Consider the following 18,588-nt stretch of genomic DNA (forward strand, 5'->3'; position numbering starts at 1 on the left):
ATGACTGTTCTACAATCCTTTTGTCAATAGGGTTTGAGATGCTCTTACCCTGGTATAGACACCCCCAGAACTCGTGATGATATACGTTTACCCGATTATTTCAATCCGCCACCTGATACATCCATAAGACCGATTGATGAAGTGCGAGTAGAAGTAGAGCCAGTTTATCGTCTGTTAAATACCGATCTCAATCTTCAGTTTTATACCACTTCAGAATTGGAGAAAGACACAGTTCGAGATTTGCCTCAATACGAACTAGAAGGAGTCTCATTTATCGCTCCCGCCGAACCTCCAGATAATACTGTGGAAGACGAATTAACGGGCATCACCGCAGCTAGCAATATTGACCCAGTTTATCGTTTATACAACTCGAATACAGGAGTTCATCTTTACACAATTTCTGAAGTTGAAAAAGATTCGGTTGTGGAAAATTTGCCTAATTACACTCTTGAAGGTATCGAATACTATGGCTATACAACTCAAATAGAGGGAACAGTACCTTTATATCGTTTTTATAATCAAAGTCTTGACGCTCATTTTTATACTCCTTCGGTTGCGGAGAGAGATGAATATATCGATTCTCCTGATTTTAGATTAGAAGGAAATGATGGAGGCATTGCTTTTTATGTTCTACCCGCATCTGAAATTTAAAAAATGTCTTGGAGTAATTCGCCTTTCATGAGTATTGTTTTAGCAAATTTTTGCTAAAATTTGCTGCCAAGTTATGTTGAGATAGACAGTATGATAATTGCTACTCAATATAATGAATACTCCCGGTCATTACATTCTCAATCTAGCTCTATTAGGAAAGACGATCGCGCCAAAAAATAATATTGCGATCGCTTTGGGTGCGATTTTACCCGACATCCCTATATTTATTTTTTATTTTGTAGCCAAGTTTATTTATAAAATGCCCGAAGGTAAAATATGGTCGGAAGGTTATTACGAACCTTTTTGGCAAAATACGATCGCTTTATTTCACTCTATTCCCTTGGCGATAATTGGCGCAATAATTTTTTACTATCTAGATTGGAAACCCGCGATGTTTTTGTGTATCAGCATGGTGTGTCATTCTTTATTAGACTTACCCGTACATAATGATGACGCCCATCGCCACTTCTATCCCTTTAGCAACTATCGTTTTATTAGCCCTTTTTCCTATTGGGATACTAGGCACTATGGTAAATATGTCGCATTTGTTGAAATGGCTTTAGTATTAGGAGTCAACCCAATTGCGATTGGTTTGCTCAATTCACCTTGGACAAAAGGAATTGTCATCGCGATCGATTTATTTTATATTCTCGGTTACTCTCGTTTCTATCTCTAAAAAGAGGGGATAAATGTTAAATGTTTAATGTTCAATGAAGGGTATAGTAATTCAGGTGGCTAAATTCTCAAATGTAATATGCAGTCTTATTCCCTACTCGCACCAGCAAAAATAAATCTTCTCTTAGAAATAATTGGCGATCGCCCTGATGGATTTCATGAGCTAGTAATGGTTCTTCAAAGTGTGGAATTAGCGGATAGAATTGATATTCAAGCTAGCGATACTCAAGAGATTTATCTGAAGTGCGATCATCCTGAAGTACCAGAAGATGAAACTAATTTAGCCTATCGCGCTGCTAAATTAATGTTCGATACTTTTCCCGAAGTCCACGCCAATTATGGCGGGGTTACGATTAAAATTAAGAAAAATATTCCTGTAGCTGCAGGTTTGGCTGGGGGATCGGGCAATGCTGCTGCGGTATTAGTGGGAATCAATTTGATCTGGAAATTGGGTTTAACTCAACCAGAATTACAAGACTTGGCAGCAAAACTGGGTTCGGATATTCCTTTCTGTGTTTCTGGAGGAACGGCGATCGCGACAGGAAGGGGTGAAAAACTAGCCAGTCTGAAAAATTTAACTGATATGTGGGTGGTTTTGGCGAAATACGACAATATTAGCGTCTCTACTCCTTGGGCATATCAAACTTATCGCCAGGAATATAACGATTCTTATATTTCCGATGCGGAAGGAGTCAAATCTCGCACTGCTAAAGTACATTCTAGCCCTTTATTAAAAGCGATCGCCCATAAAGATAGTGCAGAAATTGGTAAACAAATCTATAACGATTTAGAAAAAGTCGTTTTACCTCAATATCCTCAGGTAGCAGCATTAAAAGCAGCTTTCGCAGCCCAAGACATATTAGGTACAATGATGTCAGGCTCGGGACCAACAGTATTTGCTCTGTGCGAATCAGAGTCAAAAGCGATCGCCTCAGAGCAACAAGTTAGAAGTCAGATTAGGGATCCTCACCTCAAGTTCTGGATAACCAAGTTAAGCAGCAAAGGCATTCAAGTATTATCTTCCAACTAATATTAATGACCAACGTTCCATAGCTCATGACAGATTCATTAAAAAAACTTCTCCAGGCGATCGCTGATGGCGAAATAAGCCCCGAAATAGCCTTAGACAAACTAAAAGATCTACCCTTTGAAACCCTGGAAGAATTCGCCAAAATAGACCGTCATCGGCAGTTGAGAACGGGCTTTCCCGAAGTGATTTGGGGTGCGGATAAAACCCCCGAACAAATTACTAAGATTATCAATCTGATGAGACAGGACGATGGAGTAGTCATGGCTACTCGTATTGAAGCTGAGGTATATCAGCAACTAAAGCAAACAATTCCCGATCTGATGTATTATCCTACTGCTCGTATCTGCGCCTTGTCTGCCCCCAAAACCCCTAGTCAAATAGGGAAAATTTCTATTCTGACTGCTGGCACTGCCGATATTCCCGTGGCAGAGGAAGCAGCTGTCACGGGGGAACTTTGTGGTTTTGCCGTAACTCGTCTCTGGGATGTGGGGGTAGCAGGAATTCATCGTCTATTGAGCAATCGCGATGTTGTTTACAATGCAGATGTCTTGATTGTTGTTGCAGGAATGGAAGGAGCATTACCCAGCGTCGTTGCAGGGATGGCAGACTGTCCCGTTATTGCTGTACCTACCAGTGTGGGATACGGTGCAAGCTTTAGCGGTGTCGCACCACTTTTGACTATGCTCAACTCCTGTGCTGCTGGTATTGGCGTAGTAAATATAGATAATGGCTTTGGTGCAGCTATCCTTGCAGGACAAATTTTACGTACTGCAAAAAAGATTTCCAGATAAAAATAGAGAGAGGACGTACATATAGATGTAGGTCCTCTCTCTGTTAGTCGTCCTAAAGTTGAAATTATACTGCGGGTACGAGTAATCCCAATTCTTGGTATAAATTGCTTAATTCAGACAGATATTCTCCATCTAATTGACTAGCAACACCATCCCAACTAAATTTATTTTCTACTCTTGTTCTGGCATTATCACCCAACTCTTCGCGCCATTGGGAATCAGATAAAATCGAATCAATTGCTAAAGCAAAATCTGTTTCTGATTGAGGAGCTACCAACAATCCAGTTTCTCCATCTGCTACAGAGAATTTTAACCCCCCTACTTTGGAGGCTACTACAGGAGTTCGAGAAGCCATAGCTTCAATAGCTACCAAACCGAAGGGTTCATAGTAACTGGGAACGACGCATACATCAGCAGCAGCGTAATAGTATGCCAAATCTTCATGACGAACTTTGCCCGCAAATACAGTAATATCTTCAATGCCTAATTCTTTGACAATACTAGTAATACGTTCTTTTTCTAGACCATCTTTCTCACCAGGGGTATAACCCCCGATAATCATCAACTTGAGCTTTTCGTGGCGTTTTACCTCTTTTTGAGCGACTGCTCTGACTAAAGTTTCGATTCCTTTACGTTTGTCAAAACGTCCTGCATACATCACCAGTTTCTCTTCTGGTTTGATGCCTATTTTGGCTCTACCTGCTATACGGTCAACACTACCGAAACAATCAATGTTTGTACCGCAAGGAATAACTATAATATTTCCTTTTTTTGATACCAGCGATCGCATATGCTCTTTTTCTTGAGGAGATGTAGCAATAATAGTATCTGCCGTTTCTAAACATTGTCGTTCGATCCGCAAACGAGTCCTCGCAATTAAAGGAATTGCGTCTATGGAACTATATTTGACTGCCCCTAAGGAGTGATATGTATGCAAATGTCTGATAGCTTGACGTTTTTTCAATTCCATGCCCACCCAGGCTGAAAGCCAGTAATTTGTATGGATTAGGGGGTAAATGGTTTTTTGCTCGTGCTGAAAATCTAAAAATGCTTGAAGGAATTCTGGTAAGTAATGAAATATTTTCTGTCTGGGAACAAATTTTTGAGGACCGGCTGTCAAACGAATTGTTCTACAGTTTTGACCGTGCTGAACGATTTCCGCTTGCTCACCACTGCTGCGACGAGTAAACATATCTACCTGCCAACCTTGGCGAGCTAAGGCTTCTCCTACCTCTTTAACGTAGACATTCTGACCGCCCGCTTCTTCTTGTCCAATGTCTATCGCAGGATCTCCATGAACGGAGATGAGAGCTACTTTTCCTCTACTTTTGAATAACATGACTGGTGCAGTAATTCTTATTAATTAATCTATATGGTTTACCGAGATAAAGCCATTATATAAACGCACCTTTTAAAGTGCATCTTACCTCCGTTATAAGTCTAAGGTCAGAGTTTATTTGAGTAACTTAAGATTTGCTTAATGTTTATGAAATAATTATAAATATAATGCAGTTCCTATTTTTTGGTTTTCAATAAATATTTTATAACTATTGATTCAATAGTAAAAAAAATTGTCATCAATTCTTTTTTAGTGCATAAGAGACTATTTTCAGTCGTATATAAATATAAAAAATATTTTTTTGTATGCTATATTGTCGTAATTACTATTGTGTTTTTCCTGTAGATCCGAAGCCATTAGAGCCTCTGGAAGTATCATTTAATTGCTCTACTACTGTTATATTGGCTTTAAAAATTGGAGCGACAACCATTTGAGCAACTTTCATTCCTGAAAACACTTTGAAAGCTTTTTTTCCATGATTGATCAAAAGAACCCCAAGTTCTCCTCGGTATCCAGCGTCAATTGTTCCAGGAGAATTTAATACCGTAATTGAATGTTTTAATGCCAAACCACTACGAGGGCGTATTTGTGCTTCTGTATGGGGAGGTAGAGCGATCGCAATTCCTGTTTTAATCAATTTTGTTTCTCCTGGGAGAATTTCTGTTTCGTCAATAGAAAAAAGATCTAGCCCCGCATCTCCTGGATGAGCATAGTAGGGAACAATTGCAGCTTGGTTGAGTTTGATAATTTCAATATTCATAGTAATAAATGGGATGGGATCGATAAAATATTGGGAATAGCGATTAATTTCGCGAGTCCAAATTATCAAAAGGCTTGGGATATAATTCCGCTTCAGAAATCACCCCAGACTCAGAATATATAGTCAAAGTAGTGGGGGTTTCAGGGTAAGTGCGGGGGTTGGTAATGGGAGAAGACAAAACGTAGGAATAATCTTTATTTTGCCAAACAGTCTGACAAACTCCGTTGCGACAGGTAATTTTTCCTCCAGTGAGATAGATGCACTGGCACTGTCGATCGCATCCATAATAACTCAGGTTGCCCGTACCATTTCTACCAGTCCAAGATTGTTGATTACCTACGGACACAGTCAAGTCTTTGTTACTCAAAACTCCTGCATTGACGGGAGATATCCCCCATAGACAGAAAAATGCCAGACAAAGGCAGTATATCCAGTTTTTTTTAATTAGGTTCATCTAAAAATTTTGCTCTAAATTTCTACTATTGCGCGATCGATAATTTGTTATTCTGGCAAATTGCTAAAAGCTTTTCTCACAAACTGCTGGGCTTTTGATTCCAGTAGTTGCCAATCTATTTCGCCGAAATCGTCTATCAACCGAGTATCTATCTCCACGGGATATGCCGTCTCGTCTTCGTAGCTAAAGATATGTTGAATTGGCTCGTATTGTTGGAAACAAACTTTATAACACAATTCCCAAATATCAATTTCCACCTGGTAATTGGGACGACTCAAACAAAGATGATAGCCAGGAATGGGTGTAGTAACTTCCTTGTATGTTCCTTTCCAATTCGATGATTCTAATTCTTTGCGAATATTATCTACTACTCGTAGTAATGCGGGCTGCATTAATGCTTGGGCTTGTTCCCAAGCTAAAGGAGTTTTAAAAGTTGGTTTCATGATAATCCTCTACGCTAGATTTTATCAAAATACCACTCCCTGGCTCGATCGCTGGAACAACCAAGGATCTATCTTGTTCCTTTTGACTTTAACTGGTACTCTGATGAGTGCTTTCGCAATTTAATTACTGCTGTTAACTAATTAATGTTAACTAATATGTCAACGAATACCTGGACGAGACGACACATTCTGTCGCTGATGGACTTTTCAGCGACAGAATATAATACGGTTTTGCAGACTGCTGCGGGATTTCAAAAAGTACTTTCAGGAAGAACTAAGAAAGTCCCTGCACTCCAGGGGAGGGTTGTGGCAAATATGTTTTTTGAACCTTCTACACGGACTCGTAGTAGCTTTGAACTAGCAGCAAAACGACTTTCCGCAGATATTTTGAATTTTTCTCCTGGGAATTCATCCTTAACCAAAGGAGAAACTATTTTAGATACGGCAAAGACTTATTTGGCAATGGGTGCAGACATTATGGTGATTCGCCATAAGGAAGCAGGAGTCCCCCAGGCGATCGCAAATGAAATGGATCGTTTGAACTCTGGAGTCAGAATTCTCAATGCAGGAGACGGTTTGCACCAACATCCCTCCCAAGCTTTATTGGATTTATTTACTCTGACTTCTTTACTAGATCGAGATAATCCTCGAATGGAATTACTCCAGGGAAAGAAAATCGCGATCGTGGGGGATATTCTTCATTCTAGGGTAGCTCGTTCTAATATCTATAGTTTAACTACCGCAGGGGCAGAAGTTCATTTAGCAGCACCACCAACTTTGCTACCTAAAGAATTTTTAAAACTGATAGATAAAGAAAATCAAGATAAATTGTTTGTTCATTGGGAATTAGATCCTGCTTTAGAAGGTGCAGATTTTGTGATGGCGTTGCGTTTGCAAAAAGAACGCATGACGGCTAATTTTATTCCTAGTTTGCGGGAATATCATAACCTATTTGGCATTACTCGCGATCGCCTTAAAATTTGTCAATCTGATGTCAAGATAATGCACCCAGGACCTACAAATAGAGGGGTAGAGATTACTTCTGATTTAATGGACGATCCAGATTTAAGTTTAATTTCTCAGCAGGTTACTAGCGGAGTCTCAACCCGCATGGCTTTGTTGTATTTAATTGGAATTAGCGATAGTTAATTGTTGATTGCCCAAATTAAACCTTCGGTATTACCAAGATGATATTTAGGCTACATGATTTTTAATAAATAGTTATTATAATCGCTAAAAAAGCGATCGCCTTTTCAATTATCTTCAATCAAAAAAGCGATCGCACTTTACTAAGATTTAGTTATTAATCCAACCAACTACTAACGTCGATCGCTAGAGTTTGACCTAGTTTTAGTAAGGGTTTAATTTGTCTAATATTCCAAGGACAACTATTACGTTCTGAACTGTTATGGGAAATAATACAGTCGGGTACAATACGCTGATGGAGACAGTTGAAATATATTTCCTGGGGGCGATCTAAAGCCAAACCAAGATTTAGTTTTTCTCCCAAAGCGATCGCGGTTTCTAAAGTCGCCACATCTTCTTCTAAGGTACTGGGATCGCCATCATAAAGCAGTTGCCATAACAAACGGACAATTGTCTGTTCTAAAATTGCTTTTGCTTCGGGTATATTTAACCGAGAGTGGAGGTGTTGCGCTTCGGTGGCTACTGCGTTTAATTCTGCCAAACAACTATCTATTTCCAGAGGTTCTTCGATCGCCTTGGCTAAATTTTTGACCGTATCCGAACAACGATAAGACAGGGCTATTTCCGCAGCTACTTTTAATTCTTGAGGGACTGGTAATTCTTCTCGTTGAAAAGCTGCTAACATACTATAGTTTTCGCGGTATACCTGAGTATAAAGCTGGTCGAGATGTTTTTTGGTTTTAGCAGCGAGCAATCGAATAATACGGTGTCTTTCTTCGGCAAACAGATCTTGTAGATTAAAAGATTGACTGCCTACCATTCGACTGTTCATCGTTAAAATTACCCCAGCAATACTAGCCTGTTTGATATTGCCAAATAACTGCTGTTTTAATTCAGCATAAGCCAAACGACCAGAAAAATTATCGATACAGCAGTGGAAATCCCAACCGCCTAAATGCAATACAGCAAAGACAATATGCTGACTTTCCCAGGTAATCTCAGAGGTTAATTTTATCTGTCCCACAGCCAGAGTCAGCGTACCCATCTGCTGTTTTTGATAATCTAACTGTTCGACTTGATAACAATAGACTTGCTCTTCGGGGAGATAGTTGGTGAATAAAGAACTTATGGCATAATGAGCCGCTACTTGCTGAAAACCGATTTGAGAAGGGGCGACTAACTGCTGATATACTTCCTTACCATCCCCAAAAACTGCCACATTACTGGGAGCTTGGGCTAAACGGTCGATAAATTCTTGTTTGAGATGGATTCCTGCTATTTCTCCCGCCAATTCTAAGGCACGGGTAGCATAGCGCAAAATTTGCACCCCTTCAGGACGGGATATTTCTTCAAAAAACCAGCCACAACTGGTATACATCAACAAAGTGTGACGCTGCATTTCCAACAGACGCAGGGCATCAATTTTTTCTTCTGAGGATAGCTCTTGCAGTTGATGGCGTTGTAGAAATTTCGTTATATTTTTAGTAGAGCGATCGCGCAATACTTGAATGTATTCGTTTCTTGCCAACCAGGGATCGCGGAAAAACTTGCTTCCTGTCTCTTGATAGACATCGATTAATTTATCTCGCAGCCAGTCTAAAGAATCTCGCAAAGGTCTGCGCCATTTCTGGTGCCAACCGCCACCACTGGCGCAACCACAATCATCCTGCCAGCGATCGACGCCGTGGGCGCAACTCCATGCGGTTACGGGCTTTAGCACAACTTCCCAAGTAGGAGGACAGATACTCAAGTAGTGAGCGTAGTTGGTAACTGTCCAGCCATTATCGGCAAATTGCTGGCTCAAAGCATAGGCAATACATTTTTCTGTCCCACCTTTATGATGTCCGAAAGTTTCGCCATCGGTAGCCACGTGGATTAACTGAGATTGGCGATTGTCCCCTCTAACGGCTTGTCCCAATCTAGCAGAGAAATTGTCCACTGATTCTAAGACATCATTAAATCCTAGATCCCGAGAAATGGGACCATCATAAAAGAAGATATCGATATAGCGATCTTCCTCTATAAAACAGCGATAGGGACGGGTGGGATCGATCTGCGATCCGCCTACTCGATCCCATTTTCCTGCTTCTTTTTCTGCCGTAGCCATCTGACGACATTTTTCTGCTTGGGAAGGGGCGAGAATGATAAATTTAATTTCTTCATCGATCAAGGCTTCTAGGGTAGAATAGTCAACTGCGGTTTCTGCCAACCACATCCCTTCGGGATCTCGTCCAAAACGGTTGCGAAAATCTGCTTTTCCCCAACGGATTTGGGTGATTTTATCCCGTTGATTGGCTAGGGGCAGAATAATATGATTGTATACTTGGGCGATCGCATTGCCGTGTCCGTTTAATCTCGCGCTACTTTTGCGATCGGCTTCTAAGATACGCTGATACACTTCGGGATCGTGCTTTTCCAGCCATGACATTAAAGTCGCACCGATATTAAAACTTAAATATTCAAAGTTATTAACGATCCCGATTAATTCTTGGTTGTGATTGAGAATCCGAGCAAAGGCATTGGGACGATAACATTCATAATGAATGCGTTCATTCCAATCATGATATGGTTGCGCGCTGGGTTGCCTTTCAATCGTGTCTAAGTAGGGATTTTCTCTAGGGGGTTGATAAAAATGACCGTGGACTGTAATGTAAACTCCTTGGGCAGTTTTGAGGGGATCGCTGTGGGTTTGCGTCGTACTTTGGACTGCTTGATTAGCAACTTGCGGTGCAGTAGATACCATAGAAGAATATGCTTTAAAGATTTAGTTTGGTTTAATAATTGAAAATCAAATAAATATAGGTGAGATTCCTGAAAAGTAAAAAGGAAAGCCAGGATATTACTTGAGTGCGGTTCAACTCGATCTGCGGAGTAGTTTGTGTCTTTTATTTAAACTTAGTTTGTTTCAAAATTGTTGCTTTGTAAGATAAGTCAACAAACTTTTAGAAAAATTAAATATTAGCTATTTACGATCTTTGGGCGATCGCAGGGTAATAATTAGTATTTAGTACTGGTATTTTTTTGATAGCTAAAAATTAACTAATAAATTGTAATCTTTAGCCATTATGGAAACTACCGATAAAAAAAATATTCAGCTTAAAAAAACTAGATGGGGATTGGAATCTATCCTCAAAGCGATCGCTTTTTTGGTTACTCTGGGGATCTTGCTCAAAGGTTGGATCGATGTTGATGAGACTTATGATACTTGGGGCTATCACCTGCCCTTTGCAGCCAGAATTTGGGGGATTGTGCCAGGAGAGCAATTTATCCATATGGAGGAAAGATTTGACGGTTTTCCTCTCTTGGGCGAGTTTTTTCAGGGTTTTCTTTGGTTGATTACTCAAAGAGTCCAGAGTGCTAATCTGGTTGGATTTTTTAGCCTAGTATTGTATGGCTATTTTCTCAAAGCTTATTTTAAAGTACCTTATTATCTTACGGCGATCGCGCTGCTAGGCGTCCCTTTAATTCAAGCCCACGCGGTTAACTGTTATGTGGACTTGTTGGGTAATATTTTTCTTGCCATGTCAATTATGATGGCTTACGTTCTATTTAAAGAGCAAAAGTTACCAACGACAACAGATTTATTAGTAATATTCTTTTCTAGTTTTGGTGCATCTAATAGCAAGCCCCAATTAGAGCCTTTAGTATTTTTGGTATTGGGTTTTATTGTCTTGAGAATTGTTTGGTTGCACTGGCATTTTAAACAATCAAAAATATCTACCTGGTTATTAAAAGCTATACCGATTGGGATGCTTGCTTCTCTATTAATCTTTGCTACGCCAATTAAAAATATTGTTACTCACGGCAATCCTTTTTATCCTGTCAGAATCGAAATTGCAGGAAAAGTTCTCAACCACGCCTTGCCTCTGTACAGCGAAGCCCCTGGTTATTTAGCTAATGCACCGAAAGCTCAAAGGTGGCTTTATTCTATACTTGATGTTAATTCCGCCTATTGGAATCATGACTTATATAGTGCTGATATTGATCGCAACCGTATGGGGGGCTTTTTTGGTGCTTATGTAATATTTCAGGTTGTCTTATTAATTTATGCTATCGTTACTAACTCTAACCGCGATACCTATCGGGCAGGAATATTAGTTTTAATTATGTCCTTGTTTGCAGCCAACTTTCCCCAGTCTCATGAATTGCGCTATTTTATGTACTGGATGATTGTTTTAATTTCTCTGAATTTATATCTGGTCGCAAATTATCAAAGCAGATTAATAAATCCCCGTTACTTAGGATTAATATCTTTAATTGCCCTAATTATTGTTGGGATCAAAACTGATTATATTTATCTTCAGCCCAGCTTTAACACTCTAGATAAATTTAAAGACAAAAAAATAGATCGCCTTGCCATGGCACAAATAAAACCATTAGAAAATATCTGTTTGCCCAATCGATATCCTTATACTTTTGGTTACACCGCATGGTTTCATCCAGAGCAAGACTATACTTATCGCATTCGTTCGGCTTTTCGAGGAGTTTGTGCTAAGTCTGACAAAGTAATCGGTATCGTACCCTATGTGGAAAAAGAAGATAATCGATCGTCCAATAACAAGTAATTGCTCCAGGTTGAAGCAATTAAACCCTCTTGTAAATAGATCGAATTTATCTATACTACATTACCTATATTGCATTACTAGCGATCGCCATCAAAACGATTACACTAATACTAGTAAGAGCGAGAAGTATAGCTAATGGAATTGATTGTCCTAAATTAGAAGAAACTTTCATGACTTTTCATTTCCTAAATTAATTGATAACTTACAGTTAAAACCAAAAAATTTACTAGCTAATTTATAAGAAGTAATTGGGGATCGATTAATTAGATACCAAAAACAGCTTCCAATTGGTTTTGCCCTGTACAACAATACTATCTAAATAGTTGAAAAATAATTAAAAAAAGAAACTTTAGTTTACATAGCTTTATGTGACTTAATATATCTTTGGTGTATTCTACTGGTTTTAATCAGTAAAAATTAAGAGCGAACGATGTTTTATCTTAAAGTTATTTCGAGATAATGAAAATATATAATTGAAATTGTTTCTTTTGGCTCAATCCTGATTTTCTATGACTGACATTCCTAAGCTTATAGCTCAAGAATTCTCTTTGTCCCTGCATAATGTAAGTAATGCCTTGGATCTTTGGTTAGAGGGGGCGACAGTACCTTTTCTGGCTCGATATAGAAAAGAGCAAACAGGCTCTCTAGATGAAGTGCAGTTACGGGATATATTTGAACGATATACCTATCTAGATGAACTAGGAAAGCGTAAGGAGAAGATATTAAGTGAAATTGAGGCACAGGGTAAGTTAACTGACGAACTAAAGCAGAAGATAGTCAATTGTTTTAATAAAACAGAATTAGAAGACTTATATCTACCCTATAAACCCAAACGACGCACGAGAGCAATGATTGCCAAGGAAAAGGGATTAGAGTCTTTAGCTGTCTGGATCGAGGTTCATAATAAACCCCAGGTAGGAAATGTTGATTTGATTGCAGAAGCAAAGCGATATATTGATGGAGAAAAAGGAGCAGAGACAGCAGAACAGGCTTTAGCAGGAGCAGCAGACATTCTAGCAGAGCAGATAGCCGATGATGCTGAAATTAGAGCTTATTTACGGAAATATCTCTTCAAAAAAGGTTTCTTCGTCTCTAAAGTTAAGCAAGAGCATCCAGAAGGGAGTACCAAGTATGAAATGTATCGCGATTATAGTTATGGGGTGAGTAAAATTCCTCCTCATAATGTATTGGCTTTGTATCGGGGGGAAAGCGAAGGTATTTTAACTGTCGATATTGCTTTTGAAGAGTCGGAAGTGATGACTTACCTGGAGCAAAAGGTTATTAATACCAAAGCGAGGGAATTAAAAGAATTTTATCAGGGAATGCTCAAAGATGCTTTCAATCGTTTGCTCAAGCCTTCTCTAATCAGGGATATTAGAAGCGATCGCAAAGACTATGCCGATCTTGAATCTATTCAAACCTTTGAAGCCAATTTACGCAACCTTTTATTAGCTTCTCCTGCGGGAATGAAACCCACTCTGGCGATCGATCCTGGCTTTCGTACTGGGTGCAAAGTAGCAGTACTATCGGATACGGGAAAATATCTCAAATATCAGGCGATCTTTCCTCATACGGGGGAAAGTAAAAGAAAGCAAGCAGAACAAATAGTCAAAGATTTTATTAGTCAATATAATATCCAATTAATTGCGATCGGTAACGGTACTGCTTCTAGGGAAACAGATCTATTTATCGGAGAAGTTTTAAAACAAATTGAGCCCACCCTCGACAGTCGCTACAACGGAGGGAACCTCCGCAACGCGCTGTCTCCCAAACCAATTAAGGTAATTGTCAATGAATCTGGCGCATCTATTTATTCTGCAAGTAATGTTGCTCGTGAAGAATTTCCCGATCTCGACATTACACTGCGGGGAGCAATTAGTATTGGCAGAAGATTACAAGATCCTTTGGCTGAGTTAGTCAAAATAGATCCCAAATCTATTGGTGTAGGACAATATCAACACGACGTTAATCAAAAATTACTCAAACAAAAGCTAGAAGAAAGTGTCGAAAGTTGCGTCAATTATGTAGGTGTCGATCTTAATATGGCTTCCAAAGAATTGTTGACTTTTGTGTCGGGAATATCTGCAACAATTGCTAATAATATCGTGGCTTATCGCAACGAACAAGGAGCATTTAAAAATAGAAAAGAATTACTTAAGGTAGCAAAATTAGGTAAAAAAACTTACGAACAAGCAGCAGGATTTTTGCGGATTCGTAACGGTGAAAATCCTCTGGATAATACCGCAGTACATCCCGAAAGCTATCCAGTAATCAAACAAATAGCGAAAAGCCTTCAAGTATCCTTAGATAAAATTACCACTGTAGGAAACGAACTGAAAAACCTAGATTTAAAACAATTTGTGACGGAGGATATAGGTTTACCTACCTTACAGGATGCGATCGCAGAATTAGAAAAACCAGGAAGAGATCCAAGAGAACAATTTCAATATGCCACCTTCAAAGAGGGTGTTGCTGAAATCAGCGATTTAACCGAGGGAATGATTTTAGAGGGAGTCGTAACTAATGTAGTTAACTTTGGTGCTTTTGTCGATGTCGGAGTACATCAAGATGGTTTGGTTCATATATCTCAATTATGCGATCGCTTTGTATCCGATCCCAATAAAGTCGTCAAGGTGGGAGAAGTCGTCAAAGTTAGAGTTTTAGAAGTCAATCAGAAACTCAAACGCATCGGTTTGTCTATTAAACAAGCAGGTTAATTGTTGTAGAATATCGATCTGCTGACATTAGACGTCTGACTTAGATCTTGCGCCTAGTCTGTAATTGATATCAATTTAGCTGATATCAAATTCTGGCGGTTAGAGCTGTTATTCAAGTAAAACCATTACTCTATCAGGATTTTGCCTCATTATTTTTACTTTTTTCCTAAAGTTCAGAGATCTGATCATAAAAAACTTTTGCAAAAGTTCTAATATGCAATCGAACCGCATAAGACACTCAAAGCAGATGCTTTGGGGTGTTTTGTCCCATTATATAATTGTTTACTATCAATACATCCAGTAACTAGGTGTCTTTACCAAAAAAATTTAAGAATAGTTTTCTGCTTCTAACAATTATCTGCATTCTGGCTACAATTGGAGGTACTGTATTTGTTGTTGGTATCGATCGCCAGTATCTACAAAGCTGCCTGGAACCAATGGGTCTACTTGCCCCAATCATATATATTGCTCTTTATACTGTTTGCACTCTACTTATATTGCCTTCTACCCCACTAAATTTAACTGGAGGGGCGATATTCGGCGTTTGGAGGGGAACATTATGGACTACTATAGCAGCATTAACTGCGGCGATCGCTGCTTTTGGTTTTACTCGCACTATTGGTCGAGAATTTATTACTCGAAAGCTCACAGGACAATGGGAAAACGTGGATGCAGAAATACGTCAGGGTGGCGTATTCTATGTGTTTGCTATTCGTTTACTGCCCATTATTCCCTATGGTTTGGTTAATTTCACTGCTGGTTTGACTGCTATTAGATTTCAAGACTATTTTCTCGGCACTTTGTTGGGTACTTTACCAGGAGTATTACCCTTTGTGATGATGGGTGCTGGCATCAGTCAACTTTCTCAAGGTAATATTGTTCCGTTAATGTGCGCTTTTGCCCTCACGGGAATGGTTGTAGGTGGTGCAACTTGGTATCGCCAAAGAAAAGCGAAAGGTAGTCATCGTCGAAACTCTCAACGGATCGTAAAACGCAAAAGCGATCGCTCCAAATAAAGCGATCGCTTTTATTTATTTTTAAAGTTTTTAGTTGTTAGTAACTTTCTCTGCTTCTGTAGAAATGAAACCATTGTGAATCATTTTTCATAATCTAGCCTTAATCCCCCACAAAGCCTTAAACTGAGGTTTGCAGATAATTTAAGATGTTGTTTAGATTGTGCGAAAAATAGTTATTGCTGGAAACTGGAAAATGCACAAAAACCAGGCTGAGTCCTTGGCTTTTGTGGAACAATTCAAATCAAAAATCGAAAATACCACCGAAGGTAGAGAAATTGTGTTGTGCGCGCCTTTTACTTCTTTAACCGTCATGTCGAAGAATCTACATGGGGGGAGAATAATGTTGGGAGCGCAAAATATTCATTGGGAGATAGAAGGAGCTTATACTGGCGAAATTTCTGGGGATATGCTCCAAGAAATTGGAGTGACTTACATAATTGTAGGTCACAGCGAACGTAGACAATACTTTGGAGAAACAAACGAAACAGTAAACTTGCGATTAAAAGCCGCCCAAAAATGTGGCTTCAAACCTATTCTTTGTGTTGGTGAAACCAAGCAACAAAGAGACGCAGGTGAGACAGAAAATATTATTATTGACCAATTAAAACAAGGTTTAATTGGGGTCGATCAAAATAATTTGATCGTTGCCTACGAGCCTATTTGGGCAATTGGTACGGGAGATACTTGCCAATCAACCGAAGCTAATCGAGTTATTGGTGTTATCCGACAACAATTAGATAATAAAAATGTCTCAATTCAATATGGTGGCTCTGTTAAGCCTAGTAATGTTGATGAGATTATGAGTCAACCAGAAATTGATGGGGCTTTAGTTGGTGGAGCAAGTCTAGAGGCGACAAGCTTCGCACGAATTGTTAATTATCAATAATTAATGACTTTGAGGCAATTAAGTAGTTCCACGCTCTTTTGCAATAAATTAAAATTAGAGTAATAAATATTAGAAAACTCTTTTGTTTCGAGTGGAGCTATTTATATTAACTGCCTCAGACTATTAATTATCAATTTTTTGAGTGATAAATAACTTATTTAGTATCAAGTATATTTTGGTTTCGCTTCAGAATAAATACTTATTTATTAACTTGATATTTTATTGCTAACTATTTAATTAAATAGTTATTACTTAAGTAGTAAATCTCTTGATATTACTTAGAGATAGGATTTTTTACTATTATTAAATTTCGGTATTTTTGCTAATAGTGTTATTTATTTTTTTTGTTAGTATAGGACAAAATTGAGCGTATAAATCGAGCGCACAAATGTCTCTAGAGACTTTCTTTTACTTTTTCAAGTACTGCTATCTCTTTCAAGAAGTCTTTTGAATGCTATGTTTTTAAGCTCAATTACCTACTTATATTTTATTCAAATAGCAATGCAGGATTAGATAAATTGTCAATAGCTTTCTATTTGATGGGAGTCAGAAAAATATGACCTGACAATCAGAAAAAGTTTATTACTTATATTGATTGAATTTCAGTATATGTGATTTTTATTGACAAAAATCAAGATCGATCTCGCTTTATTCTAATTAACCAATTTCGTATTACTATGACCAGACCTAAAAAAGCTGAACATCAAAAAACCAATTCTCCTTTTAAAAGGTTGAGATTGAACGTTAAACTATCTCAAGAACAATTAGCTAGAGAAATTGGAGTAGCAGTATCCACCATTCGTAGATGGGAAAAAGGACAAGCAGAACCCACCATGACGGTAGCGCAAATGAAAGAATTTTGCCGAGCAGTTAAGAAAAATTTTGAAGAGTTACCAAACTCTCTGCTACCACCTAATGGTTCTAACAGCGTTAGCAACGGTACATCATAGTTATAGTTATATGTAGTCAATTATGATATTGCTTGTTTGAGAGAGGAACAAAATTCAGCGATCGCTTTCAATCCAGATTCGGTCGTTCCATTTGCCAATCTTTCGACGATCGCACTACCGACGATCGCAGCATCAGCTCCCCAATCTTTCACTTGTTTTGCTTGTTCGGGACTAGAAATACCAAAACCCACTCCAATGGGTTTATCGGTTGTGTTATGTAGATCTGCTAGCAGATCTTTTACATTTGCTGCCATCTGAGAGCGAACTCCCGTTACGCCAGTTACAGAAACCAAATAAATAAAGCCTTGAGATTGAGTTGCGATCGCCTTTATTCTCTCTGGAGAACTAGTGGGAGCAACTAGTAATGTTACCTCAATACCCATTTTTTGGGCGGGTTCTAGCAATATCTCAGCCTCTTCTAAAGGCAAATCTGGAACTACCAAACCACTTACTCCCGCATCTTTTACCTGTTGTAAAAAAGATTCGATTCCACGATAATAAATAGGATTGTAATAGGTAAATAATATAATCGGAACTTCTATTTTAGGAGCTACTTGCTTAACCACTGCCAACACATCATCTAACTGAACGTTCTTAGCTAAAGCTCTAGTAGCTGCTGCTTGTATAGTTGGGCCATCAGCTAGAGGATCTGAATAAGGGACGCCTAGCTCGATCATATCCGCACCGTTTTGAGCCAAAACTTCCAAAGCTTTGGCGGTAGTCTCCAAATCTGGGTCGCCAGCAGTGATAAAAGGAATTAAAGCACATTGAGAATTTTCTTTTAATTGTTGAAAACGACGAGCAACAGATTTCATGAGGCGGAATTAACTTAAATGTTATGGTCTTAATTTCTACGATTCTTTTTCTTGCTCAATTTCTTGTTGTAATTGAGCTAACTCTTCAGGAGACATTTCTTCCAGACGTTTTTGCATGACAGCCTCTTCATAGTCTTTGAGTTGCTGATTATAGGTCATGTTTTTAGTACCTACTCGAAATAGATAAGTTAAAGACCAACCCACTAAACCAACAACTAAAAGAGCCTGAGTCCAAATTCCTGCTTTGATACCATCTAGTCCAAAAATCTGTAGTCCTAGATAAACTAATCCTGCTGCGATAAACACCCCAAGACCAATACCAAGTGCATCAATTCTGCGCATATTGTTAT

Annotated in this window: 17 protein-coding genes; 10 read left to right on the forward strand and 7 right to left on the reverse strand. The window is 38.7% G+C overall.

Annotated features, from left to right (window positions below):
* Nucleotides 1-33: 33 nt before the first annotated feature.
* The 4 genes from I4641_RS13000 to larB all read left to right on the forward strand — a co-directional run bounded on the left by I4641_RS13000 (nucleotide 34) and on the right by larB (nucleotide 3,147).
* Nucleotides 34-651 (forward strand): hypothetical protein, encoded by a 618-nt coding sequence (locus tag I4641_RS13000; RefSeq protein ID WP_229640962.1) that lies wholly within the window; start codon nucleotides 34-36, stop codon nucleotides 649-651.
* A 112-nt stretch (nucleotides 652-763) separates the two neighbouring features.
* Nucleotides 764-1,327 (forward strand): hypothetical protein, encoded by a 564-nt coding sequence (locus I4641_RS13005; RefSeq protein ID WP_229640963.1) that lies wholly within the window; start codon nucleotides 764-766, stop codon nucleotides 1,325-1,327.
* Nucleotides 1,328-1,405: 78 nt separating this feature from the next.
* Complete coding sequence (gene ispE, locus I4641_RS13010; protein WP_229640964.1) at nucleotides 1,406-2,356, forward strand: 4-(cytidine 5'-diphospho)-2-C-methyl-D-erythritol kinase; 951 nt, start codon at nucleotides 1,406-1,408, stop codon at nucleotides 2,354-2,356.
* 26 nt (nucleotides 2,357-2,382) lie between these two features.
* The gene (gene larB, locus I4641_RS13015) at nucleotides 2,383-3,147 is read left to right on the forward strand and encodes a nickel pincer cofactor biosynthesis protein LarB (RefSeq protein WP_229640965.1); all 765 of its coding nucleotides are present in this window, start codon (nucleotides 2,383-2,385) and stop codon (nucleotides 3,145-3,147) included.
* A gap of 64 nt (nucleotides 3,148-3,211) precedes the next feature.
* Here larB and I4641_RS13020 read toward each other — a convergent pair whose 3' ends face one another.
* From I4641_RS13020 to I4641_RS13035, 4 genes are all read right to left on the reverse strand, one after another.
* Complete coding sequence (locus I4641_RS13020) at nucleotides 3,212-4,486, reverse strand: glycosyltransferase family 4 protein (protein WP_229640966.1); 1,275 nt, start codon at nucleotides 4,484-4,486, stop codon at nucleotides 3,212-3,214.
* A gap of 325 nt (nucleotides 4,487-4,811) precedes the next feature.
* On the reverse strand, nucleotides 4,812-5,246 hold the full coding sequence (gene dut / locus I4641_RS13025) for a dUTP diphosphatase (RefSeq protein ID WP_229640967.1): 435 nt from the start codon (nucleotides 5,244-5,246) through the stop codon (nucleotides 4,812-4,814).
* A 43-nt stretch (nucleotides 5,247-5,289) separates the two neighbouring features.
* Complete coding sequence (locus I4641_RS13030; protein ID WP_229640968.1) at nucleotides 5,290-5,700, reverse strand: hypothetical protein; 411 nt, start codon at nucleotides 5,698-5,700, stop codon at nucleotides 5,290-5,292.
* Nucleotides 5,701-5,747: 47 nt separating this feature from the next.
* Nucleotides 5,748-6,143 (reverse strand): hypothetical protein, encoded by a 396-nt coding sequence (locus tag I4641_RS13035; RefSeq protein ID WP_229640969.1) that lies wholly within the window; start codon nucleotides 6,141-6,143, stop codon nucleotides 5,748-5,750.
* Between the two features lie 156 nt (nucleotides 6,144-6,299).
* Between I4641_RS13035 and I4641_RS13040 the strand changes: the two genes are divergently transcribed.
* Nucleotides 6,300-7,292, forward strand: coding sequence for an aspartate carbamoyltransferase catalytic subunit (locus I4641_RS13040; RefSeq protein ID WP_229640970.1), 993 nt, complete (start codon nucleotides 6,300-6,302; stop codon nucleotides 7,290-7,292).
* Between the two features lie 154 nt (nucleotides 7,293-7,446).
* Here I4641_RS13040 and I4641_RS13045 read toward each other — a convergent pair whose 3' ends face one another.
* Nucleotides 7,447-10,032, reverse strand: a complete 2,586-nt coding sequence (locus I4641_RS13045; RefSeq protein WP_229640971.1) for a DUF3536 domain-containing protein — start codon at nucleotides 10,030-10,032, stop codon at nucleotides 7,447-7,449.
* A 322-nt stretch (nucleotides 10,033-10,354) separates the two neighbouring features.
* Between I4641_RS13045 and I4641_RS13050 the strand changes: the two genes are divergently transcribed.
* The 5 genes from I4641_RS13050 (at nucleotide 10,355) to I4641_RS13070 (ending at nucleotide 17,423) form a co-directional block, all read left to right on the forward strand.
* A complete protein-coding gene (locus I4641_RS13050; RefSeq protein ID WP_229640972.1) occupies nucleotides 10,355-11,854 on the forward strand; it encodes a hypothetical protein in 1,500 nt (499 codons plus the stop codon).
* 509 nt (nucleotides 11,855-12,363) lie between these two features.
* Entirely contained in the window at nucleotides 12,364-14,571 is a 2,208-nt protein-coding gene (locus I4641_RS13055; protein WP_229640973.1) for a Tex family protein, read from the forward strand.
* A gap of 308 nt (nucleotides 14,572-14,879) precedes the next feature.
* A complete protein-coding gene (locus tag I4641_RS13060; protein WP_229640974.1) occupies nucleotides 14,880-15,587 on the forward strand; it encodes a TVP38/TMEM64 family protein in 708 nt (235 codons plus the stop codon).
* Nucleotides 15,588-15,747: 160 nt separating this feature from the next.
* Nucleotides 15,748-16,473: a triose-phosphate isomerase gene (gene tpiA / locus I4641_RS13065; protein ID WP_229640975.1), complete on the forward strand. Its 726-nt coding sequence runs from the start codon at nucleotides 15,748-15,750 to the stop codon at nucleotides 16,471-16,473.
* A gap of 677 nt (nucleotides 16,474-17,150) precedes the next feature.
* Entirely contained in the window at nucleotides 17,151-17,423 is a 273-nt protein-coding gene (locus I4641_RS13070) for a helix-turn-helix transcriptional regulator (RefSeq protein ID WP_229640976.1), read from the forward strand.
* A 20-nt stretch (nucleotides 17,424-17,443) separates the two neighbouring features.
* On the opposite strand, the gene trpA is transcribed toward I4641_RS13070, so the two are convergent.
* Together trpA and I4641_RS13080 are read right to left on the reverse strand one after the other, a co-directional pair.
* The gene (gene trpA, locus I4641_RS13075) at nucleotides 17,444-18,238 is read right to left on the reverse strand and encodes a tryptophan synthase subunit alpha (RefSeq protein ID WP_229640977.1); all 795 of its coding nucleotides are present in this window, start codon (nucleotides 18,236-18,238) and stop codon (nucleotides 17,444-17,446) included.
* 36 nt (nucleotides 18,239-18,274) lie between these two features.
* A complete protein-coding gene (locus I4641_RS13080; RefSeq protein WP_229640978.1) occupies nucleotides 18,275-18,580 on the reverse strand; it encodes a DUF3007 family protein in 306 nt (101 codons plus the stop codon).
* Nucleotides 18,581-18,588: the final 8 nt, after the last annotated feature.

The organism is Waterburya agarophytonicola KI4 (genome assembly GCF_020640915.1).
In the GTDB taxonomy this organism is placed as follows: Bacteria; Cyanobacteriota; Cyanobacteriia; order Cyanobacteriales; family Xenococcaceae; genus Waterburya; species Waterburya agarophytonicola.